Raw genomic sequence first — 24473 nt, 5'->3', positions numbered from 1 at the left:
CTGTTTTCCAAAGCGCCAGGAACCGGCCGCGGCCGGACCACCCGGGTGCGGGCGCAACCCGCCGGCCCCCACTTCCGCCCGCTCGCGCAGGGACGCCATCTCAGGCACGTTTCTGCTGGGCATAGCCCTTGAGCACTTCTTCGCGCAGTACTGCCCAGATGGCCGCGTGCAGTTCAACAAAGCGCGGGTGCGTGCGGACTTCGGCCACGTCGCGCGGACGCGGCAGGTCGATGGCAAATTCACCGATGGGATGCGTGCCGGGGCCGGCCGACAGCACCACCACCCGATCGCTCATGGCAATGGCCTCGTCGAGATCGTGCGTGATGAACAGTACGGCCTTGCGCTTGGCCATCCAGAGCTCGAGCACTTCGTTCTCCATCAGCTGGCGCGTCTGAATGTCGAGGGCCGAGAACGGTTCGTCCATCAGGATGATGTCGGGATCGCGTATCAAGGTCTGCGCAAGCATGGTGCGCTTGCGCATGCCTCCGGACATCTGGTGCGGGTAACGATCCTCGAACCCGCCCAGGCCTACGCGCCGCAGCCATTCGCGGCCGCGCTCTTCGCATTCTGCGCGCGGCACCCCGGCGAACTCGAGTCCCGCCATGACGTTGGCCAGGGCGCTGCGCCACGGCAGCAGCGCCTCGCCCTGGAACATGTATCCGGCGCGTGTGTTGATGCCGGCAAGCGGCTGGCCAAACACCTTTACCTGCCCCGACGAGGGCGCCAGCAGGCCGGCCCCCACGTTCAGCAGCGTGGACTTTCCGCAACCCGTGGGCCCCACGACCGACACGAATTCTCCGGGCGCAATGGACAGGCTGGTGTCCTGGACGGCGGTATAACGGCTGCCTCCGCCGTCGCGGGACACGAAAGTGCAGGTGATGCGGTCGAGCGACAGTGCGGCTTCAGCCATTGGGATACTTCTGGTTGGCGCGCCGCGCGAACTCGTTGGTCCAGGATTTGGACGGGTCGATTTTCGCGGCGTCGAAGCCTTTCACGTACGCGGCCAGCGCGCGCGTGGCGGTCTCGGCCCCGTCTTCAGGAAAGACGCCATCGGGCGACAAGCCTTCCATGCTCTTCTCGATGGCAGCCTTGTACACATCGGGATCGCCCAGCAGGTACTGCGTGGGAACCGCCTTTGCGATTTCTTCCGCGCCGGCCTTCTGGATCCATTTATCGGCGCGCACGATGGCGTTCGTGAGCGCCTGCACCGTGTTCGGGTTGGCATCGATGAAGGCCTGCGGCGCATACAGGCTGCCGGCCGGCATGTTGCCGCCAAAAATTTCCTGGGTGTCTCTCAGCGTGCGGGTGTCGACGATGATGTCGATATCGCCAGGCATGGACAGCATCGAGACCACCGGGTCGGTGTTTGAGAGAGCGTCGATCTGGCCGCTGCGCAACGCGGTGACGGCGCCAGCGCCGGCGCCCACGCCGATAATGGACACGGCGCTGTCATTCAGGCCATGCTTGGACAGGAAGAAGCTGACCACCATGTTCGTGGACGAGCCCGGCGCAGTCACGCCGATTTTCTTGCCCTTCAGGTCGGCGGGCCCTTTGTAGTCGGGCATGTTTTTCTTCGACACGCCAAAACCGATCATGGGAGCACGGCCCTGCAGCACGAAACTGCGATACATCTGCCCTTTCGATTGCATGTGCAGCGTGTGTTCGTAGGCGCCGGACACGACATCGGCGCTGCCGCCGACGACGGCCTGCAAGGCCTTCGAGCCCCCGGCGAAATCGGCGATGCTGACTTCCAGGCCTTCGTCTTTGAAGTAACCCTTGACCTCGGCGATCGTCAGCGGCAGGTAATAGATGAGGGCCTTGCCGCCCACGGCAATCTGCACGCTTTTCTTTTCGAGCTGCTGCGCCCGGACGACGGCGGGAGCCATGCTCACGGCACCAGCTGCACCTGCCAATTTGAGCAAATCACGACGTGTGACTGACATTGGGAGTCTCCTTTGCCGCGCGTGCGGCCTGTGACGGGGATGCGGCCGGGCCGGCCGTCATTCTGGCTTTGGGCAAGCGCGGGCTGGCGATTCTGGCGATGTGGGCAGACCGATAGCGCCGGTCCGGGCCAGTTCGGCGATTGCCGCAGAATCATACCCCAGCGTTCTCAGCACATCTTCGGTATGTTCCCCTAGTCGCGGGCCCAGCCAGCGGGTGCCGCCCGGGGTTTCGGACAGGCGCGGGACGACCGCCGGCAGCTTGACCGGAGTGCCGTCGGGGAAGCGATGCTGCTCGATCATGCCCCGCGCGATGAACTGCGGGTCGGCGAACATGTCGGCCACGCTGTAGATCTTGCCCACCGGAACGTCGGCGCCGCGCATCACTTCGAGCGCCTGGTCGATGGTTTGCGTACTGCACCACGCCTGGATGGCGCCGTCGATTTCGTCGGCCCGGCGCGCCCGGCCGTCGTTGCGCGCAAGTTGCGGGTCGTTGGCCAGGTCGTCGCGGCCGATGGCGCGCATCAGCCGGTTGAAGATGGCGTCGCCATTGCCGGCAATGACCACGTTCTGGCCATCGCGCGTGGTGTACGTATTGGACGGCACGATACCGGGCAGCGCGCCGCCCGTACGCTCGCGCACGACACCGGCGACGTCATATTCGGGCACCAGGCTTTCCATCAGGTTGAACACCGATTCGTACAGCGCCACATCGACCATCTGGCCCTGGCCCGCCACGCATTGGGGCCCGGACTTGCCATTCCAGCGACCGCCGGTGGCATCGCGATGACGCAGGGCCATCATTGCGCCAATGACCGCATGCAGCGCCGCGATGGAGTCCCCGACCGAAATCCCGACCCGCACCGGCGGACGGTCGGGGTGGCCCGACACATAGCGCAGCCCGCCCATGGACTCGGCGATCGCGCCGAATCCGGGCGCGTCGCGCATGGGGCCGGTCTGGCCATATCCGGAAAGGCGCACCATGATGAGCGCGGGATTGAGCGCCCGAAGTTGGTCATAGCCCAGGCCCCACTTTTCGAGCACGCCGGGGCGGTAATTCTCGACCACGATGTCGGCATCGAGCGCGAGGCGCTGCGCGATGTCGCGACCCTGGGGATGCTTCAGGTTGAGTGCGATGGACTGCTTGTTGCGTGCCTGCACCGTCCACCACAGCGAATTGCCTTCGTGCAGATGCCGCCAGCTGCGGATGGGGTCACCTCCGCCCGTGCCATCGGGGCCGTGAGGGGTTTCAACTTTGATGACATCGGCGCCGAACTCGCCCAACATGCGGGCGGCGAAGGGGCCGGCGATCAATGTGCCCAGTTCGAGGACTTTGATGCCCTTGAGCGCGGACATGGGGTCTCCTTGGGTGGGGCGCCTAGGTGGACTTGCGTTCCATCAGGGCCCATGCAATGGTGCCCGCATCGACGTATTCGAGCTCTCCGCCCGCCGGCACACCGCGCGCCAGACGAGTGATCTTCAGCCCCTTGCCCGCCAGCACTTCGCCCAGGAAATGCGCGGTGGTCTCGCCTTCGGCGGTGAAGTTGGTGGCCAGAATCACTTCCTGGACCTGGCCATCGGTGGCGCGCTGGATCAGCCGCTCGAAATCGAGCTCTCTCGGCCCGATGCCTTCAAGCGGCGCAACCCGGCCCATCAGCACATAGTAAAGGCCGCGGTAGCCGTGGCTGGCCTCGATCATGTTCTGGTCGGCGGGAGTCTCGACGATGCACAGCAGCGACGTGTCGCGCTTGGGATTGGCGCAGGTGGCGCAGATTTCTTCTTCGGTGAAGCTGTTGCAGCGGGCGCAGTGGCGCAGGTTCTGCACCGCGCCCGCCAGCGCCCGCCCCAGCATGTCAGCCCCCTGCAGGTCGTGCTGCATGAGGTGATAAGCCATGCGCCGGGCCGAACGCACGCCCACGCCGGGCAGGCGGCGCAAGGCCTCGATGAGCGCAACCAGTGGCTCGGGTTCAGGCAGCTGGGGATCCATCGCGTTGCGGGCGGCGACTTAGAACGGCAGCTTCATGCCCGGCGGAATGGGCATGCCGGCGGTGACGCCCGCCATCTTTTCCTGCGAGGTGGCCTCGGCCTTGCGCAATGCGTCGTTGAACGCGGCGGCAACGAGGTCTTCGAGCATGTCTTTGTCGTCGGCCAGCAGGCTGGGATCGATGGCGACACGTTTGACGTCGTGGCGGCAGGTCATGGTGACCTTGACCAGGCCGCCGCCCGATTCGCCGTCAACGAGGATCTCGGCCAGGGCCTCCTGGGCCTTCTTCATGTTTTCCTGCATCTGCTGCGCCTGGCGCATCAGACCGGCGAGTTGTCCTTTCATCATGATGTTTGATTCCTTGGGTGAGGGAAAAATCTGAGGTTCAGTCGGCGACGGCGGCGGGGCCGGTCAGGCGGCCGGGTCGACGGCGCGCACCGAGCCCGGCACCACGCGGCCTCCGAAATCGGCCTGCAATGCCTGCACGAACGGGTCGACCGCCACGGCGTCTTCGGCGGCCTGCTGGCGGGCGGCCCGTTCAATCTGGGCCACCGCATGCGCCGTGGCGTCGCCGGTGGCGCCGACTTCGATTTCCAGCCGCAGGCCTCGTCCGAAATGTTCGCACAATACTGTCTGCAGGCGCACGCGGCTTTCGCTTTCGGCCAGGGTCTTGACGGCGACTCTCAGCACGACCGCATCGCCCTGGACGCCGGCCCATTCGCTCTGGCGCGCCAGCTCGGCCGCGAGGCCAGTGACGGGCAGGCGCGCCGCCAGGGCGGGCCATTCGGCAGGCGACATGGCGTCGAGACGCGCGGGAGCCTGTTTGGGGCGCCGCATGGGCCGCTGCGCCGGGGGGGCGCGTTCGGCAACCGGGGGGCCGGCGGTGGCCAGGGTTTCGAAGTCGTCTTCGGGATCGGCCGTGAATTCGCTGTCGGGCGCGTAACCGCCCTGCGCGTCGTCGGGAATGCTTTCATCCACCCAGGCGGGCGGGCCGTCGAGCGGCTCGGAGGCCGCAGCCGGCGCCCTTGCCAGCGTGGCGGCGGGCGTCACAGCCAACGCGGCCGTCGCGGGCTTGCCGGAACCGGACGCCGGGGTCGCACGAGGGGCGTCGATGGGCGCCTTCGCGAGGGCGGACGCATCGGCGCAGGCGCCATCGGCCACCGGATTGCCGGCCACGGGATTGCCGGCGCCGGGATCGAGCGCCACGGCACTGGCCGCCACGGCATTGGCCGCCACGGCACTGGCCGCCGCGTCACCGGCCGGTGACGCCTCGCGGCCGTCCGGCGCGTCGGGAGGCGGCGTGCCAGGCAGGTCTTCCCAGGGCGGGGTGTCGAGGGCAGACGTGGAGGCGGCCGCTGCGGTCGGCGCCACGCCGGGTGCCGCGGCGGACATGTGTGCAGGCGGGTTCGCGGCCCCGGCTGGCGATGCGATCTGTGAATCGGCCTCACTGAGTGCGCGACGGGTGGTCGAACTCGGTACGACGGCGGTCGCAGCAACTTCCGGGGCGCTTGCCGGCGCGGAAGGGGCGGACGCGCCCGCCTCCGCGGCAACGCCCTGCGCAGCGCGCGCCGTTGCCGAGGTCGCGGGGCCGGCACGACCGGCCAGCGCGGGTGCCGCGCCGGGGCGGGCGGCGGCTGAGTCGGCCGGGGCAGCGCCAGCCTCTGCCGCGGGAGGGCGGGCCGTCACCGGTTCGGAGCGGGACGGACCGTCGGTGCGCTCGGCGCCGGCTGCCAGACTGGGAGCGGCCTGGGACCGCATGCCCACGGCCGCTGCCGGTGGCTGCGCCGCCGTGGCCGGGCCCGCCTGGCCGCAGAGCGCCAGCATGCGCAGGCAGGCCATGATGAACCCGGCGTGCTCGTCGGGCGCCAGGGACAATTCGCCCCGGCTGTGCACGGCCACGGAATAAAACAAATGAACGGCGTCGGGATGCAACACCCCCGCCAGGCGGGCAATGTCGCCGGCCACCGGATCGTCGGCCGGCGTGGCGCCCGGCACACGCTGTTCGATGGCCACCCGCGACAAGAGCACCGCCAGGTCGGCCAGCGCGCCGGCATAGGACAGCCCGCGTGTGGACAGTTCGTCGGCGACCGCCAGCACACCGGTTGCGTCGCCGGCGGGCAGGGCTTCGAGCAGGCGGACCAGATGCCGCTGGTCGATGGTGCCCAGCATGCCGCGTACCGCTTCTTCGGTAAGGTTGCCGGCGCTGTATGCGATGGCCTGGTCGGTAAGCGACAGAGCGTCGCGCATCGAGCCGCCCGCGGCCTGTGCGATCAGGCGCAAGGCCGGAAGTTCGCAGCCCACGGCTTCGTCGGCCAGCACGGCCTGCAGATGGCCCACGATGGCCTCGGGCGGCATCTGCTTCAGGTTGAACTGCAGGCACCGTGACAGCACGGTAACCGGAATTTTCTGGGGATCGGTGGTGGCCAGGATGAACTTTACATGCGGCGGCGGTTCTTCAAGCGTTTTCAACATGGCGTTGAACGCATGGCCGGTGAGCATGTGGACTTCGTCGATCATGTAGACCTTGTAGCGGCCCGCGCCAGGCGCATACACGGCCTGCTCGAGCAGCTGGGTCATTTCGTCGACGCCACGGTTCGAAGCGGCGTCGAGTTCCAGGTAATCGACAAAGCGGCCCGCATCGATTTCAGTGCACGCTCGGCATACGCCACAAGGCTTGGACGTGATGCCGGTTTCACAGTTGAGCGACTTGGCCAGAATGCGCGACAAGGTGGTCTTGCCCACGCCCCGCGTGCCGGTGAACAGCCACGCATGATGCAGGCGCTGCGAATCAAGCGCATGCGTGAGCGCACGCACGACGTGGTCCTGGCCTACCAGGGTATCGAACGAGCGCGGCCGCCACTTGCGGGCCAGTACCAGATAAGTCATGGGCGGATTGTAGAACCAGTTGCGCGCGGCCTGCGCGCCGGAAATGCAAAGGGGCGCCGCAACCAGGGCGCGAATTGCCACAAACCCTGGCAATTCGTTCCGATTACGGCGCCCCTTTGGGGAAACCGGTAGGCGAGCCTTACTCCGGCACTGATCCTAAACGACTATGGCTGCTTCGTTCCCGACCTGACCAGGTTCACCGCCGAACCATGCGAAGGGGCCCGCCAACCTGGATTCTATCAGAGCGGGGAAAAGCCCGCCGACGGACTAGGTTGCGGGCCCGTGAAGACAATGGTCCGCCCCCCCGCCGCAAACGGAGGGGCCGGCTGGCGGGGGCCGGGTCTTTGCGCGGTCGCGCGTCACGGGGGTGCAGACAGTGCAAGTGCGGCGCTATACGTCGATCCAGAGCTCCGCGCGCGGGAAGTACAGCGCAGCGCGCGCGGGCCGGTTGTCCAGGGCGGTGACCTGTGCGCAGTAACGCTTCAGCTGGTCGATGTGGCGCTCTCGCATGCGCGCGGCGAAATGAGCCGGCGATTCGCCCGGATGCGGCCGGGCGGTTTTGTAATCGACAATCAGCCAGCCATCTTCGGTACTGAGCGCCAGATCGATGACCGATACCCGACCCGCGGCATCGATCAGCGGCCATTCGCGGCGCGCGCCCGATTGCGACAGCAGCCATCGGCCGCGCTCGTGATCGAGCGTGGCCAACAAGGTGTCGAGCACGGCCTGGGCTGCCTCGGGCGACTGCGCCGCTGGCAGGCCGGCCCGGGTAAGCTGCTTCTGGATGACAGGCAGGTAACGGCGCAGGGTGTCGGCAGGCCAGGCCGCCATGCCGTCATGGCCGATCCGGGCCAGCCACGCGTGTGCCAGCGTGCCGACCGCGGCATCGTACGCCGTCTCGAGCTGCCATGAAGGGTGCTCGGCGCCCTGCCCCAGCGTGCCTCCGATCGCGAACCCCGGCCCGCCCATGGCCGTATGCCGCGACGCCAGGTCTCGAATCGAATCGTCGGCCAGGCGTCGCAAGGGTTCGCCGCGCCTGGGGTCGGCAGGGTCGGCGGCCGCTGGCTGGGCGTCCTGCCAGTCGGCCGGCGGCGTCTTCTGGTGAGCGGGCAGCCAATCCCACAAGCGCCCGAGCAAACTGGCCGCTGCCGGCGGCTTGGCCTGCCCTGTGGCGCGATCGATCGCGACGTTGGCCACCAGGTGCAGCCGATGGCGAGCACGAGTCGCGGCCACATACAGCAGCCGGTCGGTTTCGTAGTCGGCCCGGCGTTTTTCGCGCAGGGCCAGATAGCGCGATATGGGATCGGCGTCTTTATCCGCGCGCGGCTTGACGGGGCCATACAGCACGCGTTGCCCGCTGTGCTCGAAGCTGACCAGCGGCGCGCGTTCGGCGCGAGGCGACTTGTGCAGCCCATAGAGGATGACGGTGTCGAACTGCAGCCCTTTGGACTTATGCATGGTCATGATCTCGACCACGCCACCATCGTCATCGCCCACCTCGGGCGAGGCGTACAGCCGGGCCAGGGCGGCATCGAGCCGCGCCGGATCCAGACCGCCGTGCGGCGCCAGCCGCTCGACCAGCATGAACAGGCTTTCCGCGTCTTCGGCGGCGCTGGCGCCCCCGTAGAGGGCCGCGCCGCCCAACCGGCGCCACAAGGCCTCGAGCCACGCCGCCAGCGGCATGGCGCCGCTGGCATTGGCGCCATCGAGCAGAATCGGGCCGACCTGACTGAGCCGCGCATACTCTTGGGGGGCGAGCACGCGTTGAGCGCGGCACGGCTCCGGCGCCGGGGCATCCCATAGCGGCAGGCTCTGCCCTGTGGGAACGGCATCGGCGGCGGGACGGGGCACGCGCAGCGCATCGGCCAGCAATACCGGAACCGGCGTGGCGAGATCGTGGCCGAACAGCGCGTGCAGCGAGCGCAGCGTCAGGCCGCACCACGGTGCGCGCAACACTGACAACCAGGCCATGCGGTCGCCCGGATGCGAGAGCGCCCGCAGCAGTTGCACCAGGTCTGACACGACATGACGCTGGGCCAGCGGCACCAGGTCGACGGCGCGGCAGCGGATGCCCGCCTGTGTCAGCCGGCGCACCAGCTGGCCCAGATGGCCGCGCGCGCGCACCAGGATAGCCACCGGATGCCGGCTGTCCGGGTCGCGCTCGGCCAGCGCGCGTTGCACCAGCTCCACCGTCAGCGCTTCAGCCGCAGCATCCGCGGCCGCGGCGCCGTCGGCGCTGAACGCTGCATGAAAGCAGACGGGCTCGCCGGGCAGCCGTGCATTGAAAGCCGCCGAATCGGTGTAGGCGATGGCGCCCGCGGCGGCGTCGTTACGCGGCGGCAGCAGCCCCCGGAACGTGGCGTTGACCCATTCCACCACGCCGCCTTGCGAGCGGAAGTTGTCGGTAAGCTGCAGGAAGGTGGGCGCGATCTCGCCAACCCCCTGCTCGGCCGCCTGCAGGAACAGCCCGACTTCGGCTTTGCGGAAGCGGTAGATGGACTGCATGGGGTCGCCCACCAGAAACAGCGTGCGCCCGTCTCCGGGGAGCCAGCCCGAAGTCAGCGTTGCCAGCAGGTGTATCTGCGTCAGGCTGGTGTCCTGGAATTCATCGACCAGCAAATGCCTGATGGACGCGTCGAGCTTGAGCAGCAATTCACCGGGATCGTCGGCGCTGCCCAGCGCATGGGCGGCCCTCTGAGCGATCTCGATGAAATCCACTTCGCGCGTTTCTGCGAATCGCAGGTGCAGCTGCGCCACGGCCAGCTTCAGCGTCATCAACTGCGCGCCCAGCACGCGCCACTGCGCGTCGCTGAATTCAGCCGGTGGCACCTTGTCGATGGAGTCGAGCATCCAGATCCAGGCCGCCTTGGGATCGGCGCTTTCCAGCCATTGCGTGAACGCGTTTTTATGTTCGCACTTGGGCGGGAAGCCATGATTCTTGTTGACGGTGCGGCGCAACTTTCCCTCGCTGGTCAGGAGCAAGTGCCGTATGGCTTTCCATTGAGCCAGCTGGCCCGCGTCGGGCGCGAGCGGCCCCTCCCAGTCGCGCAGGGCGGCCAGCGCGTGCGTGGGACCTTCTGCATCGAGCGCCGCGGCGGCCATGCGGGCGGGCCAGCACAAGGCTTCGTCCCAACCCATGGGCATCGCGCGGGCCAACGCCTGCAGATCCTCGCCGATGGCTTCGGCCAGCGCGTCCTGCAATGCGTCGCGGTCGGTGCCATGCACCAGCAGCGGCAGCCATTGATCGCGCTGGCCCAGCATCGCGGCGATGGCCTCGGCGGCCGCCTGGGTATCGACGTCCAGGTGGGCCAGCAGAATGCGCACGGCCTCGAAATCGTCGGCCAACGCCAGCGTGGCCCGGGCCGCCGCATCATAGTGGGCCTGGGCGTCGTCGGCGATGTCCGGCATGCCGCCCAGTTCGGACAGCCAGGGCATGCCCCGCACGAGGCCGGCACAGAACGAGTCGATGGTGCGTATCGACAGCCGGGCCGGATGCTGCAACAGCTTCCAGCCCAGCGCATCGTTGCGTTCGAGCGCAGCGCGCGCCAGCTGCCAGCTGCGCCGGCCATGCTCGCTGTCGGGCATGGGCCCATTGGCATCGCGCAACTTGCCCAGCACCCGGGCATGCATTTCCGACGCGGCTTTGCGGGTGAACGTGATGGCCACGATTTCTTCCGGGCGGTTCACCGTGGCCAACAGCGCCAGGATGCGGTCGGTGAGCAACTCGGTCTTCCCGGAGCCGGCCGGAGCCTGCACCAGGAAAGACGATGCGGGGTCCAGTGCGCGCAGTCGCGCCGCGTGGTCGGAAGGTTGGCGGGCGGAAGCCGTCATGCCGCGTCCTCGTCGTCTTCTAAGTGCAGACGCAAGAAGGGCATGGCGTCGCAATATTTCAGGTCGGCGTCGCGGTAGACGATGTTGGCCGCGTAACCTGCCGCGTACTCGTCGGCCAGACCCTCGACGGCAGAACGCCAGCGCAACAGAATGTCGCGCCACGCCAGGCCCTCGAACCCTTTGCTGGCTTCGCCCAGTCGCACGCCCTGAAGGCCCAGATCGGTATCGGCCAGGCCTGCCGCGGCGACCTGTCGCGCATGCACCTGCGCCAGCACCACCGCGGCCACATCGGCCTCGGGCGAGTCTCCGGAGAGCACCGCGGCATAGAACGGCAACTGCAGGTTCACCGGACGTGCACGGGCCCAGTCGGACTCGGGATTGCCGGGCGTCATGCCGGTCTTGTAGTCGAGAATCACCGCCCGGCCGTCGGGCAGGCGGTCCAGGCGATCGAGCCGAACCGTCAGAGCCAGCGGGCCGCGCGACCATTGGTGGGTTTCTTCCACCTGGGCCACCTCGAACGGCAGGCGTTGCGCTTCGAGCTGGAACCAGTCGGCCAGCACCGCGCAGGCGCGTTCACATTCCAGGGCGCGCAATGCCTCGGGATAGGCACGGAGTTCTTCATCGGCGGCCTGGTCGACCGCCTGCCGGACCAGGGCGGGCAGACTACCCTGGGCCATGGCGTCGTGCAGATGTTCTTGATCGGGCAACATGCGCCACACAAGCTCGAGGGCGCGGTGCAGGAACTGTCCCCGAACGTTCTGGTTTGCCGCGTCGGCGTAATCGGCCAGCGCCCTGGCCCCGAGCCTGTGCCGCACAAATGCCCACAGCGGGTTGCGCGCCTGGGTATCGAGCACGTCGAGGCCACCCGCGGCACCGGCCACGGGCCCGTCAACGGCGGCTTCGAGGGGAGGTCCGCGATCGTCCTCAAGCACTTGCAGCGACAGCGGCTCGGGCGCCATCGCCCGTGGCGGCTGCCAGGCCATGAGCGCCACATCGGCGATCAGAGGGGACGGGCGCAACTCGCGCTCGCCGTCCAGGTGCGCATGGCTCACCACGACTTCGGGCGCGCACCGGCACAGGGCGGCGTAGAGGGCTTCGGCCCACTGCCGCTCGCGTTCGGGCGTGGCGCGCGGGGCGCCGGCCTGGCGCAATACCGTCAGGGGCAGGAGCGGATTGGGCTGCGGCGTGGCGGGCAGCGCGTCGTCGGTAAGTCCGAGAATCCAGACGCCGTCCCAGTGGCCGCCTTCGGCTTCCAGCAGTCCCAGCACGTCGAGCCGCGCGAGTGGATCGCGCTGTGGCTGGAACGTCGAAGCGGCCGCCGCACTGGAAAGCAGGCGGACCGCGCCGCGACCATCCAGCGGGCCTGCTGCCGGCGCCAGCGCGGCATACCGCCCCAGCAGTTCGCCGAACGCCCCCATGACCTGGTAGCCCACGCTGTCCAGGGCCCGTTCGCCGGGAAATCCCAGGGCCACCAATGCGGCACGTATGACGGGCATCCAGAGATCCGTGGTGGCTCGCTCGCCCGCCTGCCTCCAGATTTCCAGCGCCTGAGGCCAAGCTGCCGCCAGCGCAGTGTCCCCGCCGAGGTCACGCTGCCAACGCGCGGCGTCTATGCTGGCGCGCGCCTGGCGGCGCCAGCGTGCGTCGATGGCCGACAAGCGGGCGAGATCGCGCCGGTCTCCGGCGCAGTGCCCAGCCAGCAGGGCCGCCCCCATGACAGGGGCGGCCGCCGCGCCCGCCCCGGCCATGTCGGCCAGCGCCTGCAACCACGCCAGGGCGGCTCGCACGGCCGGCCATTCGTTCAAGGGCCGTCCCACCGCCACGTTGAATGCGTGGCCGCCTTCGGCCAGCGCCTGACCGACCACGCGTCGCGCAAACGGGGATTCCGCCTGCAACTGCGCCGACACGATGGCATAGCGTCCGGACGGATCAGCCGCCAGGCGCTGCGCGGCCCAGGCCGCCGCCGCACGCCACTCGGCGCCCCGGTCGGCGGCGCCGTAGCGCAGCGGCTCGGCCGGTTCCGTCAAGGTGTCGCTCAGCCATGCGAGGGCTGCGCCACTATTCCGGAAAGCGTCAAGCAAGGCGGCAAAACGTGGCGATACATCGGTGAAACCCGCCAGCACCAGATGCCTTGGGGCTTGTACGAGCTCCTGCTGCAGCGCTTGCAACACCCGGGCGTACCCCTGATTGGCGTCCTCGGCATCGATTTCGGCCAGGCGTTCGCGATAGCGGCGCCGCCAGCGCATGAAGCCGCGATATTCGTCGGTATCGGCGCCGGCCGGCACCTGCAGCCGCCATTCATCCATGAGCGAGTCGGCGTCCATGGCCAGGGCCGCCGCCTGCGCGGTGTCGAGCAGGACGCGGCCCGCTTCTTCGGACTCGATCGCGTCGGCCCATACCATCTGCGCCGCGAAGGTATCGAGCCGATGCGCCGGCAGATCGGCGCCCGGCGTGAACGCCAGTTCATTGGCGGCCTCGGCCAGCCAGGCCGCCAGCGGCAAGACACGCGGCAACTCACTGACCTGGCGCTCGCGGCGCAATTGCGCGGCAAGATCCAGCGTCAGGCGCCGCGCCAGCCGATTGTTGACCGTGAGCACCAGCGTTTGCGGCGCCGGCAACTGGCCGGCCTGTTCAAGAGAGATGGTCGCGCGGGTATCCAGGTCGTGGGACATGTCGGGCAAAGAAGGCACAGATCGCCAAGGATAACCGTACGGCGCAAGCTCGGGTCAGAACCCGCACATGGCCGCCAGGGTCTCCCAGTTGAGGCGCAGTTCTGGCATGGTGTAGCCGAGAAATCCCAGGGCCAGCACACCGGCCAGGGCCGCCCCGCCCAGGATGCGCCAGAGCGTGCGCCGTCCCATGGCTCAGGCCGCCTGCGGCAGCGGCTGCTCGAGCGGCTGCTCGCGCACCGGCAGGCACAACAGCGCCGCCACTACGGCGAGAATCACCCCGATCCACCACATCAGGTCGTAGTTGCCCGTGGAGGCATAGACGTACCCGCCCAGCCACACGCCGATGAAACTGCCGACCTGGTGCCCCAGGAAAGCGATACCCGACAGGGTGGCGGCATAGCGCAGCCCGTAGATCTGGCCGATCAGCCCCTGCGTCAGGGGCACGGTGCCGAGCCAGAACAGACCCATCCAGGCCGCGAACACATAGAGCACCCACGGCGCCAGGGGCACCGCCAGGAGCAGCAGCATGCCGAAGGCGCGCAGCCCATAGACCCCAGCCAGGAGCATCTTCTTGCTGTGGCGTCCCCCCAGCTTGCCCGCGTAGAACGAACCGATGACGTTGAACAGGCCTATCAACGCGATGGCAGTGGCGCCATGGCTGGCGTTCAGGCCGCCATCGACCACGAACGCCGGCAGGTGCAGCGTGATGAAGGCGGTATGAAACCCGCAGACAAAATAGCTGGCATAAAGAAAATGGAACGACGGATGCCGCATGGCCTGGCGCACCGCGGCCGCCAGCGACTGGCCGCCTGCATGGGCCCCGGGCTTGCCGCGCAGGAAGTACGCCAGCGGGGCGCCGGCGGCGACCAGCAGCGAGAGCACCCACAACGCGCCCGTCCAGTCCAGGCCAGTGATCATCAGTTGCCCGGCCGGCACGACCAGGAACTGCCCCATGGACCCACCCGCGCTGGCGATGCCCATGGCCGTGCTGCGATAGGCTGGCGGCACCGAGCGCGCCACGACAGGCAGGATGACCGGGAAGGTCGTGCCGGCCTGGCCCAGGCCCACCAGCACGCCAGCGGTCATGTAGAGGCTGAATTCGTCCGTGGCGAAGCGCGTGCCTATCATGCCGGCCGCGTACAGCAGCGCGCCCAGCACGACGGTGCGGCCCGACCCGTAGCGGTCGGCCAGCATGCCCATGAGGATACTGGCTGCGCCCCACACCAGGTTCTGCAGGGCGAATGCCATGGAAAAGACATCGCGGCTCCAGCCTTGGGCCAGGCCCATGGGCTGCATGAAGAGCCCGAAGGTAGCGCGCACGCCCATGGCAAGCAGCACGACCAGCGTACCCAACAGCACGGTACGCAATGAAATGGATGGAGGGTGAGACATCTGGCCTGCCTGCAGGTTGAACGGGCGCCGGCCCTGCGCCGGATCAGCGGGGCAATTCAGCAGCCGCCATCATATACAAGTATGGTCGCTTTCGACCATGGGCGGCACCGCTTTGGGCGATGCTAGAATTCGGCTCTTGCCGGCGCGCGCCGACGCGGCGCCGGTCATAGGCCGACTCGCCGTAGTTAAATGGATATAACCGACCCCTCCTAAGGGTCAATTGGTGGTTCGATTCCACCCGGCGAGGCCATCCCGGCCGCTCTGTCCCCCCCGGTTACCAATCTGCGCCGCCCCACAGTTAAAAAAGCTGTTTAATTCTGGCGCGTAACTCTATAATTCATCTGGCTTTTTCCCGGCTCCGCTACAGCCTGCCTCGGCCCTGTCCGCGTCTTTTTATCCTGATTCTCTATGGTTTTACGTTGGAAACGCGTCGTCGTGACCGCCTTGGTACCGCTGACATTGGCGCTGGCGGCCCTGTTGCCCCAGGCGGCGCAGGCGGCCAAGACCACCAGCGCGTGCAAGGCCGACGCAAAATCGGCCGCCTGCAAGGCCAGCAAGGCCAAGGCCTCCAAGAAGAGCACCGCCACGGCCTCTGGCGCCAAGACCACCAAGAAAACCGCCTCCAAGACCGCGACGAAGGCCTCCGCCAAGAGCAAGGCCATCAAGCCCGCCAGCAAGAAGGCGACTGCCAGCAAAAGCAGCACGAAGAAATCGGTCGCCAGCAAAACCCGTACGAAACAGTCCGCCTCGAACGCCAAGACGTCCCGGAAAACCAGTGTCGCGGCCAAACGCAAGGCGGCCCAGACCGCAGCGGCGCGCCAGCGCGCACGCGTGGCGGCCGCCATCGCACCCGCCGCGGCAGCTTCGGTGCGAGCCGACATCGAGGCGCTGCGGTCCAGCACAGCGTATGTGCAAGATCTGGAAACCTCGACGGTCCTGTTCGCCAAGAACGACAATGTCGTGCGGCCCATTGCGTCCATCTCTAAGCTGATGACCGCCCTGGTCGTGGTGGATTCCAACCAGCGCATGGACGAGATGCTGGAGATCACCGAGGCAGACATCGATACGCTGAAAGGCACCACGTCGCGCCTGGTGGTCGGCACGCGCCTGAGTCGTGGCGACATGCTGCACCTGGCGCTGATGTCTTCGGAAAACCGCGCCGCGAATGCGTTGGGACGCCACTATCCGGGCGGCCTGCCCGCGTTCGTGGCGGCCATGAACAGCAAGGCGCGGGCACTGGGCATGTCGAGCACGCACTTCATCGAGCCTACCGGGCTGTCGAGCCAGAACGTGTCATCACCGCGCGATCTGGCCCGTCTGCTGCGCGCGGCCGCGCAGCGCCCCCTGATACACCGCTATTCCACGGACGACCAGTATGAGGTCGATGTCGCCAACCGCACGCAGGTCTTTCGCAATACCAATCTGCTGGTGCGCAAGCCGGACTGGGACATAAAAGTATCCAAAACCGGCTATATCAACGAAGCCGGCGAATGCCTGGTGATGCTGGCTCGCATCAATGGCCGCGACGTGGCCATGGTGCTGCTGGATTCGCAGGGCAAGCTGTCGCGCATCGGCGATGCGGTGCGCCTGCGCCGCATTCTTCAGAGCGACGTGGCCATGCTGTAATCAGCCGGCTCAGGCGGCCACGCGCCGCCGGGCCTCGGCTTGAGGCAACGGGTCCGGCAACGGGTCGGGCAAGGTGTCGGGCATGCCCGCCAGCACAGCCCGCGCATCGAGCGAACGGATCGGCACGGCTACGTCGGTGGGAATGCGCCCATCGGCCTGCAGCAATTCATAGCGCAGGCAGCAAACCCGCAGGAACGACGTGAAATTCGCCGCCTCGCCGCGATACTGGACAAGTTCGTCGTAGAGGCGTTCGATCAGCTGAGCGACACGCATACCGTCGCGCGCCGCGATTTCTTCCAGCACCGACCAGAAGAGCCGTTCAAGGCGCACGCTGGTGGCCGCACCGTGCAGGCGCAACGAGCGCGTTTCGGGCGCGTACGAGTCGGGATGGGCACGGATGAATATTTCGCACATGACGCGGCCTTCAGGTAAAGAACCCACTGTACGATCACGCCGCCGGGCCGTGCAAGTGCCGCTGGGGCAGCCGTGCGCCCCCGGCGCGCCAGTGGGGCCCGGGCGGCGGCCTGGATACGGTCAGTGGCTGATGCGCGTGCCGAGCACCTGCAGGAACTGCCAGAGCCATGCCGGATGGGCCGGCCAGGCGGGGGCGCTGACCAGGTTGCCGTCGGTATGAGCCTGATCGATGGCGATTTCGGCATAGGTGCCGCCCGCGGCGCGGACTTCCGGTGCGCATGCGGGGTACGCCGAGCAGGTGCGCCCCTCCAGCACGCCCGCCGCGGCAAGGATCTGTGCGCCATGGCACACGGCAGCGATGGGCTTGCCGGCCTGGTTGAACTGGCGCACGATCTCGAGCACCCGCTCATTCAGACGCAGGTATTCGGGGGCACGTCCGCCCGGAATCACGAGCCCGTCGTAGGCGTCGGGGTCGGCCTGCTCGAAATCGTAGTTCAGCGCGAAATTATGGCCGCGCTTTTCACTGTAGGTCTGCGCACCTTCGAAATCGTGGATGGCGGTGGCAACGCTGTCGCCGGATTTCTTTCCCGGACACACGGCATGCACGGTATGGCCCACGGCCTGCAGCGTCTGGAACGGCACCATGGTTTCGTAATCTTCGGCGTAGTCGCCGACCAGCATCAGTAGTTTCTTGCCCATTTCGGTCTCCTGGTTGGGGGCCGCGAGGCTCGAGCCGGAGAGGTTCCGGCGGCGGCCCTTATAGGCTCGCGATGCAAGCCGCATACCCGGCGCCGCTGGCGCGCGGCCCGGCCCGTACACGCTGTGGCCATTGTGCGGCCACGCTGCGTGGCGCGGGTAGTAACCGAATACCTCAGGGATGCCCGACCGGGCTTACTCCAACGCCACGGACACCGGCCGCGCCTGCAACAGTTCGACCAGCATCTGAGGCGATATGCCGACCAGATACCCGCGCCGCCCGCCGTTGATGTACACCACCGGAAACTGCAGCACGCGTTCTTCTACCCAGACCGGCATGCGCTTGCGGGTACCGAACGGCGAGGTGCCGCCCACCTGGTATCCGGAATGACGTTGCGCCACATCGGGGTGGCAGGGCGCCACTTTTTTCAGGCCAGCCTGGCGGGCCAGGTTCTTGGTCGAGACTTCGCGATCGCCGTGCATGATGACCACCAGCGGCCTGGCGGCCTCGTCTTCCATGATGAGCGTCTTGACGACGGCGTGCGGATCCAGCGCCAGCTGGCGCGCGGCCTCGCCCGCGCCACCGTGTTCGACATAGTCGTAGACGTGCTCGGTAAAGGACACTCCGTGCCGCTTCAGCATCTGTGTGGCAGGCGTTTCGGATACGTGGCGGGCTTTGTTCATGGCGCGCGTCGCGCCGCGATGCGGCGCAGGAAAAAGCCGGTAGTGTAGGCAGGCGCCATCTGTCCTGCAACGACCATGCCTTGCCGGGGTCGGGCGCCGTCAGCCGCGCGGATGATGCGCCGCATGCAGCGCCTTCAGCCGCTCGCGCGCCACGTGCGTATAGATCTGGGTGGTGGAGATGTCGGCATGGCCCAGCAGCATCTGCACCACCCGCAGGTCTGCGCCATGATTGAGCAAATGGGTGGCGAACGCATGGCGCAGCACGTGCGGCGACAATGGCGCGCGCACTCCTGAAATCACGGCATATTTCTTGATCAATTGCCAGAAAGCCTGGCGGGTCATGGGTTGCGCCCGCGCGGTCAGGAACAGCGCGTCGCTGACGCGCTGGCCCGCCAGCTCCGGGCGAGCCTGCCCCAAATACTGGTCGATCCAGTGCGCGGCCTCTGCGCCCAGCGGCACCAGGCGGTCTTTGCCGCCCTTGCCCATGACCACCCGGACCACGCCTTCGTTCAGGCTGACCTCGAGCACTTTGATGTTCACCAGTTCCGATACGCGCAAGCCGGTGGCGTAGAGCGTTTCAAGCATGGCGCGGTCGCGCACGCCCCGGGCAGTGTTGAGGTCGGGTGCGCGCAGAAGCGCTTCGACCTGCGCTTCGCTCAATGTCTTGGGCATGCGCGGGGGCTGCTTGGCCGCGCTGAGGGTCAAGCACGGGTCGCGCTGGCTGCGATGCTCGCGCAGCGCCCAGGCGAAGAATCGCCGCAGCGCGGCCAGCCGGCGATTGGCCGTGGTGGCGCGGCTATCGGCATGACGCGCCGCGAACCAGGCTTCGATGTCGCCCGTGCCCGCGTCGCGCAATTGGCCTGCGCTGGCCGCGCCCCCATGTTCACCCGGCGTTTCCAGCCACTGGGCGAAGGCGGTGAGGTCGCGCCGGTAGGCCGCCAGGGTATTCGCGGCCAGGCCATCTTCGAGCCACACCGCATCGATGAAGGCGTCAATATCCGCCTGCGACGCCAGAGGCGTATCGCGGGCGGTGCGGGGCGTGCGAGGGGTATTGACAGAAGACACGGCTGAGCATTCTACGGGCTATGCGGCCGACTTGAGCCAGCTCTCGAACGCTTTCAGCGCGTCGGGGCGCTCTTCGCGCTGCGGATACCCAAAGTAATAGCCCTGCCCCACGGCCAGCACCTGGGGGACCGGCTGAACCAGCACGCCGGCCCGCAAGGCGGGTTGCGCCAGGAAATGCGGCACCAGCCCCACGCCCAGGCCCGCCTCGGCGGCGGCCAGCATCATGGTGAACAGTTCGTAGCGCGGTCCGCCCGCGGCCTGGGGGCCGTAGGCCTGGCCCTGGGCGTTGTACCACTGGCGCCAGGCTTCCGGGCGCGAACTCAGGTGCAGGTGCGTCAGGCCGGCCAGGCCGCCCAGGCCGTCGGCCATGCGTTGCAGCAACGACGGCGCACAGACCGGCACCAGCTCTCTTTCGGGAAACAGCAGCACCCCCTGGGTGCCGGGCCAGATGCCGCTGGCATGGTAGAGCGCGCCGTCGAAGGGCTGGTCTTTGAACTGGAAAGGTAGCGTGCGCACCGACAGGCTGACGGTGATGTCAGGGTGCTGCTGCTGGAAGCCCGCCAGCCGGGGAATCAGCCAGGTCGTGGCCAGCGTGGGCACCACGGCAATGTGTATGCTGCGTCCCATGCCGGTGCGGCTGACCAGCCCGAAGGTGTCTTTCTCGATCTGGTCCAGATGGTGGCGGATGCGCCCCGCGTACTCGGCGCCATGTTCCGTGAGTACGATGCGGCGCCGCACGCGGGTGAACAACTGCACGCCCAGCCGGGCCTCCAGGCTGGCCACCTGGCGGTAGACCGCGCTGTGCGTCAAAGCGAGTTCTTCGGCGGCCCGCGAAAAACTGCCCAGGCGCGCCGACGCCTCGAAAGCCTGTAAAGCGCTAAGGTTGGGTATGCCGTTTCTCATGTCGTGGGAAGATAGCGGTTTGCACGGCAACGGGCCGGGCGTGGGTTATCCGGGCTTCGGGCGCCCGAAGCGGGGCGCCGGGCCTCGTGTACGGCAACGGGCCCGACAACCGTAACGGCGGCGGGCAATTCGCAGGGCGGCCTCGCCCGACGACGACCGTTGCGGGCCGCCGGGAAACATGTCCCCGCCGCCCGGCAGGGTGAACCGGCAGCTACGTGCCCAAAGATCACTATATTGTGCAATTTTATCAATTGCATTGTGCAAGCAAGGAACATTATCCTCGACGCCTTGGAATCCGGTTAACTATGACAATTTCTACTTCTTCCCCACGCGAGCCCCGGCTGGGCGGCCACATCCTGGTCGACCAGCTGGCTGCCCATGGCGTCAAGCACGTGTTCTGCGTGCCGGGTGAAAGCTACCTGGCCGTACTCGACGGGCTGCATGGCGCCAATATCGAAGTCACGGTATGCCGCCAGGAAGGCGGCGCGGCCATGATGGCCGACGCGCACGGCAAGCTGACAGGCGAGCCCGGCATCTGCATGGTGACGCGCGGCCCGGGTGCCGCCAACGCGCTGGCCGGTGTGCATATCGCCAAGCAGGACTCGGCCCCGATGATCCTGTTCGTGGGCCAGATCGAGCGCGGCATGCGGGAGCGCGAGGCGTTCCAGGAAATGGACTATCGCGCCGTCTTCGGTACTCAGGCTAAATGGGTCACCGAAATCGACCAGATCGAGCGCATTCCAGAACTCATCTCGCGCGCCTTCCACATTGCCACTTCGGGGCGCCCTGGCCCCGTGGTGATTGCCCTGCCGGAAGACATGCTGACCGAGACCGCCAGCGTGCCAGATGCGCCGCGCTACGAACTGATCGACACGGCCCCCGCCGCCGGCCAGCTCGACGAACTGCAGCAATTGCTGGCGCAGGCACGGTCGCCCATCGCGATCCTAGGCGGCACGCGCTGGGACGCCCAGGCCGTGGCGCAATTCGGCGACTTCGCCCAACGGCTGTCGCTGCCCACCGCGGTGTCCTTCCGACGCCAGATGCTGTTCCCGGCCGACCATCCCTGTTTCGTCGGTGATGTCGGGCTGGGCATCAACCCCGCGCTGGCCAAGCGCGTTGCCGACGCCGACCTGGTGCTGCTGGTCGGGGGGCGCATGTCTGAAAATCCCAGCCAGGCCTACACCCTGTTCGACATCCCCGTGCCGCGCCAGAAGCTCGTGCACGTGCACCCGGACAGCGCCGAGCTGGGCCGCGTCTATCGCGCCACGCTAGCCATCAATACCTCACCGGCTGCCTTTGCCCGCGCGCTGGCCGATGTACGCGGCCCGGCCCAGCCGAGCTGGGCGGAAGGCACCGCCGCCATGCGACAGTCCTATCTCGACTGGAGCGACCCGACCAAGGTGCGCACGCCCGGCGCGCTGCAGATGGGCGAAGTCATGGCCTACCTTGAGCGCACGCTGCCCGCGGACGCCATCATGACCAACGGCGCCGGCAACTACGCCACGTGGCTGCATCGCTTCCATCGCTTCACCCGTTACGGCACGCAGCTGGCCCCCACCTCCGGCTCGATGGGCTACGGATTGCCCGCCGCTGTGGGCGCCAAGCGCATCCATCCCGAGAAAACCGTGGTGTGCTTCGCCGGCGACGGTTGTTTCATGATGCATGGCCAGGAATTCGCCACCGCCGTTCAATACCAACTGCCCATCATCGTCGTGCTGGTCGATAACGGCATGTACGGCACGATACGCATGCACCAGGAAAAGCATTACCCGGGTCGCGTTTCGGCCACCACGCTGCAGAACCCTGATTTCGCCGCCTACGCGCAAGCCTTCGGCGGCCACGGCGAACGCGTCGAGACCACCGAACAGTTCGGGCCTGCGTTCGAACGCGCGCTGGCGAGCGGCAAACCGGCGATCCTGCATTGCCTGATCGATCCGGAAACCATCACGCCATCGACCACCCTGGAAAAAATTCGCGAAACGGCGCTGCAGTCGCAGAAATAATCCGCCGCAACGCCTTCCTTTATCCCTTATTCATACCGGAGACTTTCATGTCGTCGAACCCGAGCTTCCACTGGCAAGATCCGCTGTTGCTCGACCAGCAGCTTACTGACGAAGAGCGCATGGTGCGCGACGCGGCCGCGGCCTACGCGCAAGACAAGCTGGCTCCCCGCGTACTCAATGCCTTCCGCAACGAGCAGACCGACCCGGCAATCTTCAGCGAAATGGGTGAACTGGGCCTGCTGGGCGCCACCATCCCCACCGAATACGGCGGAGCCGGCCTGAACTATGTCAGCTACGGCCTGATCGCGCGCGAAGTCGAGCGCGTCGACTCCGGCTATCGCTCGATGATGAGCGTGCAGTCGTCGCTGGTCATGGTGCCCATCAACGAATTCGGCAGCGAAGCCCAGAAGCAGAAATACCTGCCCAAGCTCGCCAGCGGCGAATGGATCGGTTGCTTCGGCCTGACCGAGCCCAACCATGGTTCCGACCCGAACGGCATGGAAACCCGCGCCGTACACACCGACGGCGGCTACCGCGTGTCCGGCAACAAAATGTGGATCACCAACTCGCCCATCGCCGACGTCTTTGTCGTGTGGGCCAAGTGCGTTGGTGGCGAATATGACGGCAAGATCCGCGGCTTCATCCTTGAAAAAGGCATGAAAGGCCTGTCCGCCCCCGCGATTCATGGCAAGGTCGGCCTGCGCGCCTCCATCACCGGCGAAATCGTCATGGACGAAGTCGAAATCTCGGCCGACCAGATGCTGCCCGAAGTAAGCGGCCTGCGCGGCCCCTTCACCTGCCTGAACTCGGCCCGCTACGGCATCGCCTGGGGTGCGCTGGGCGCCGCAGAAGCCTGCTGGCACACCGCCCGCCAGTACACGCTCGACCGCAAGCAATTCGGCCGCCCGCTCGCCGCCAACCAGCTCATCCAGAAGAAGCTGGCCGACATGCAGACCGAAATCACGCTGGGCCTGCAAGGGTGCCTGCGTTTGGGCCGCATGAAAGACGAAGGCACGGCTGCCGTCGAAATCACGTCGATCATGAAGCGCAACTCGTGCGGCAAGGCCCTGGACATCGCCCGTCTCGCGCGCGACATGCTGGGCGGCAATGGCATCTCCGATGAATTCGGCGTCGCCCGCCACCTGGTCAACCTGGAAGTGGTCAACACCTACGAAGGCACGCACGACGTCCACGCGCTGATCCTGGGCCGCGCCCAGACCGGCATCCAAGCCTTCAGCTAAACCGCTCGTACCCCGCGGCGCCCCTTCCGGGGCGTCCACCGCAAGCACCATCGGGCTCCTTCCAGGGGCCCGATGCACTTGCAAGCTCCCATGGCCCCAGCGGCCCACCGCCCAGCTTGCCCCCACCGCAGCGACGACGCGCCGTGCGTCCAGACAGTCCGTCGTGCGGCCCCATCCTGCACTCGATCCAGAAGCACGCAGCCTCGTCCCCTGGACACCCCTCGCACCTGCGCCCGCCTACCCGCGCGGCACGGCCGCCCTGCACGGCCCGCGCCAAAACACCCACCCCATGCAGACCGACACCGTCCGAACCCACAGCCCCCGCAACGATGAAGCCCCCCTTCCCCCAGCAGCAGGCACCCCGAGGCAACGACGGACCCTCCACTCCCCCAGGAGCCCCACGACGTCCGATTCACCCATACGCAGTCTCGCGCCGTCCGGCCCTGCGGGGCGGCGCGTTGGGCGGCGGGGAAGCCTGCGCAGCAGGCCGAGGGCGCCTGCATGCGCCCGAGCCCGACGCACGTGCGCCGCAACGCAGGGCCGGACGGCGCGAGACGGACGCAAGAACCCGAAGGCCCAACGCCAACGCCTCACTCCAACGCCATGAAATCAAGCCCCCAAGCCGAGCAGCAGGCACCCCGAGGTAACCGACGAAGCCGCCCTTCAGGAGCCCCACCGTCCAATCCATCCATACGCAGTCTGGCGCCGCCCGGCCCTGCGGGGCGGCGCGTTGGGCGGCGGGGAAGCCTGCGCAGCAGGCCGAGGGCGCCTGCATGCGCCCGAGCCCGACGCACGTGCGCCGCAACGCAGGGCCGGACGGCGCGAGACGGACGCAAGAACCCGAAGGCCCAACGCCAACGCCTCACTCCAACGCCATGAAATCAAGCCCCCAAGCCGAGCAGCAGGCACCCCGAGGTAACCGACGAAGCCGCCCTTCAGGAGCCCCACCGTCCAATCCATCCATACGCAGTCTGGCGCCGTCCGGCCCTGCGGGGCGGCGCGTTGGGCGGCGGGGAAGCCTGCGCAGCAGGCCGAGGGCGCCTGCATGCGCCCGAGCCCGACGCACGTGCGCCGCAACGCAGGGCCGGACGGCGCGAGACGGACGCAAGAACCCGAAGGCCCAACGCCAACTCCTC

Annotated in this window: 18 protein-coding genes, 1 tRNA gene and 1 other RNA gene; 4 read left to right on the top strand and 16 right to left on the bottom strand. The window is 67.5% G+C overall.

Going from position 1 to position 24473, the window contains the following annotated elements:
- Positions 1–100 precede the first annotated feature (100 nt).
- The 11 genes from ACV17W_RS19470 to ACV17W_RS19420 all read right to left on the bottom strand — a co-directional run bounded on the left by ACV17W_RS19470 (position 101) and on the right by ACV17W_RS19420 (position 14705).
- The gene (locus ACV17W_RS19470; RefSeq protein WP_462594005.1) at positions 101–910 is read right to left on the bottom strand and encodes an ABC transporter ATP-binding protein; all 810 of its coding nucleotides are present in this window, start codon (positions 908–910) and stop codon (positions 101–103) included.
- On the bottom strand, positions 903–1943 hold the full coding sequence (locus tag ACV17W_RS19465; protein ID WP_462594003.1) for an ABC transporter substrate-binding protein: 1041 nt from the start codon (positions 1941–1943) through the stop codon (positions 903–905). The genes ACV17W_RS19470 and ACV17W_RS19465 overlap by 8 nt, the downstream gene beginning before the upstream one ends.
- Positions 1944–2000: 57 nt before the next feature.
- Positions 2001–3296: a CaiB/BaiF CoA transferase family protein gene (locus ACV17W_RS19460; RefSeq protein WP_462594002.1), complete on the bottom strand. Its 1296-nt coding sequence runs from the start codon at positions 3294–3296 to the stop codon at positions 2001–2003.
- A gap of 22 nt (positions 3297–3318) precedes the next feature.
- The gene (recR, locus tag ACV17W_RS19455; protein ID WP_462594001.1) at positions 3319–3927 is read right to left on the bottom strand and encodes a recombination mediator RecR; all 609 of its coding nucleotides are present in this window, start codon (positions 3925–3927) and stop codon (positions 3319–3321) included.
- A gap of 18 nt (positions 3928–3945) precedes the next feature.
- Positions 3946–4272, bottom strand: coding sequence for a YbaB/EbfC family nucleoid-associated protein (locus tag ACV17W_RS19450; protein ID WP_462594000.1), 327 nt, complete (start codon positions 4270–4272; stop codon positions 3946–3948).
- A 63-nt stretch (positions 4273–4335) separates the two neighbouring features.
- Positions 4336–6810 carry a DNA polymerase III subunit gamma/tau gene (gene dnaX / locus ACV17W_RS19445; RefSeq protein ID WP_462593999.1) on the bottom strand — a complete coding sequence of 825 codons (2475 nt, stop codon included), beginning with the start codon at positions 6808–6810 and terminating at the stop codon, positions 4336–4338.
- 128 nt (positions 6811–6938) lie between these two features.
- Positions 6939–7036: signal recognition particle sRNA small type (ffs, locus tag ACV17W_RS19440), an RNA gene on the bottom strand.
- A gap of 164 nt (positions 7037–7200) precedes the next feature.
- Positions 7201–10641, bottom strand: a complete 3441-nt coding sequence (locus tag ACV17W_RS19435) for a UvrD-helicase domain-containing protein (RefSeq protein WP_462593998.1) — start codon at positions 10639–10641, stop codon at positions 7201–7203.
- The gene (locus tag ACV17W_RS19430) at positions 10638–13313 is read right to left on the bottom strand and encodes a PD-(D/E)XK nuclease family protein (RefSeq protein ID WP_462593997.1); all 2676 of its coding nucleotides are present in this window, start codon (positions 13311–13313) and stop codon (positions 10638–10640) included. Before ACV17W_RS19430 ends, ACV17W_RS19435 begins: the two co-directional genes overlap by 4 nt.
- A gap of 54 nt (positions 13314–13367) precedes the next feature.
- On the bottom strand, positions 13368–13502 hold the full coding sequence (locus ACV17W_RS19425) for a hypothetical protein (RefSeq protein ID WP_462593996.1): 135 nt from the start codon (positions 13500–13502) through the stop codon (positions 13368–13370).
- Positions 13503–13505: 3 nt separating this feature from the next.
- A complete protein-coding gene (locus ACV17W_RS19420; RefSeq protein ID WP_462593995.1) occupies positions 13506–14705 on the bottom strand; it encodes an MFS transporter in 1200 nt (399 codons plus the stop codon).
- A gap of 175 nt (positions 14706–14880) precedes the next feature.
- Between ACV17W_RS19420 and ACV17W_RS19415 the strand changes: the two genes are divergently transcribed.
- Both ACV17W_RS19415 and pbpG read left to right on the top strand, forming a co-directional pair.
- Positions 14881–14955, top strand: a tRNA-Arg gene (locus ACV17W_RS19415).
- Between the two features lie 185 nt (positions 14956–15140).
- Positions 15141–16331 (top strand): D-alanyl-D-alanine endopeptidase, encoded by a 1191-nt coding sequence (gene pbpG, locus ACV17W_RS19410; protein ID WP_462593994.1) that lies wholly within the window; start codon positions 15141–15143, stop codon positions 16329–16331.
- Positions 16332–16340: 9 nt separating this feature from the next.
- Here the strand turns inward: pbpG and ACV17W_RS19405 are convergent, their stop codons facing one another.
- The 5 genes from ACV17W_RS19405 to ACV17W_RS19385 form a co-directional block, all read right to left on the bottom strand.
- Positions 16341–16745 carry a ribbon-helix-helix domain-containing protein gene (locus tag ACV17W_RS19405; protein ID WP_462593993.1) on the bottom strand — a complete coding sequence of 135 codons (405 nt, stop codon included), beginning with the start codon at positions 16743–16745 and terminating at the stop codon, positions 16341–16343.
- Between the two features lie 120 nt (positions 16746–16865).
- Positions 16866–17444, bottom strand: a complete 579-nt coding sequence (locus ACV17W_RS19400; protein ID WP_462593992.1) for a DJ-1/PfpI family protein — start codon at positions 17442–17444, stop codon at positions 16866–16868.
- 192 nt (positions 17445–17636) lie between these two features.
- Complete coding sequence (gene ybaK, locus ACV17W_RS19395) at positions 17637–18125, bottom strand: Cys-tRNA(Pro) deacylase (protein WP_462593991.1); 489 nt, start codon at positions 18123–18125, stop codon at positions 17637–17639.
- A gap of 99 nt (positions 18126–18224) precedes the next feature.
- Positions 18225–19190 (bottom strand): site-specific tyrosine recombinase XerD, encoded by a 966-nt coding sequence (gene xerD, locus ACV17W_RS19390; RefSeq protein WP_462593990.1) that lies wholly within the window; start codon positions 19188–19190, stop codon positions 18225–18227.
- Positions 19191–19208: 18 nt separating this feature from the next.
- Positions 19209–20093 carry a LysR substrate-binding domain-containing protein gene (locus tag ACV17W_RS19385; protein ID WP_462593989.1) on the bottom strand — a complete coding sequence of 295 codons (885 nt, stop codon included), beginning with the start codon at positions 20091–20093 and terminating at the stop codon, positions 19209–19211.
- 305 nt (positions 20094–20398) lie between these two features.
- On the opposite strand from ACV17W_RS19385, the gene ACV17W_RS19380 reads away from it, so the two are divergent.
- Together ACV17W_RS19380 and ACV17W_RS19375 are read left to right on the top strand one after the other, a co-directional pair.
- Positions 20399–22096, top strand: a complete 1698-nt coding sequence (locus ACV17W_RS19380) for a thiamine pyrophosphate-binding protein (protein ID WP_462593988.1) — start codon at positions 20399–20401, stop codon at positions 22094–22096.
- Between the two features lie 47 nt (positions 22097–22143).
- Complete coding sequence (locus ACV17W_RS19375; RefSeq protein WP_462593987.1) at positions 22144–23337, top strand: acyl-CoA dehydrogenase; 1194 nt, start codon at positions 22144–22146, stop codon at positions 23335–23337.
- The last annotated feature ends 1136 nt before the right edge of the window (positions 23338–24473 follow it).

Source organism: Bordetella sp. MIP270_01_BMS (genome assembly GCF_054958705.1).
The sequence above is the reverse complement of the archived record's forward strand: the minus strand, read 5'-3'. Positions and strand labels throughout refer to the sequence as shown.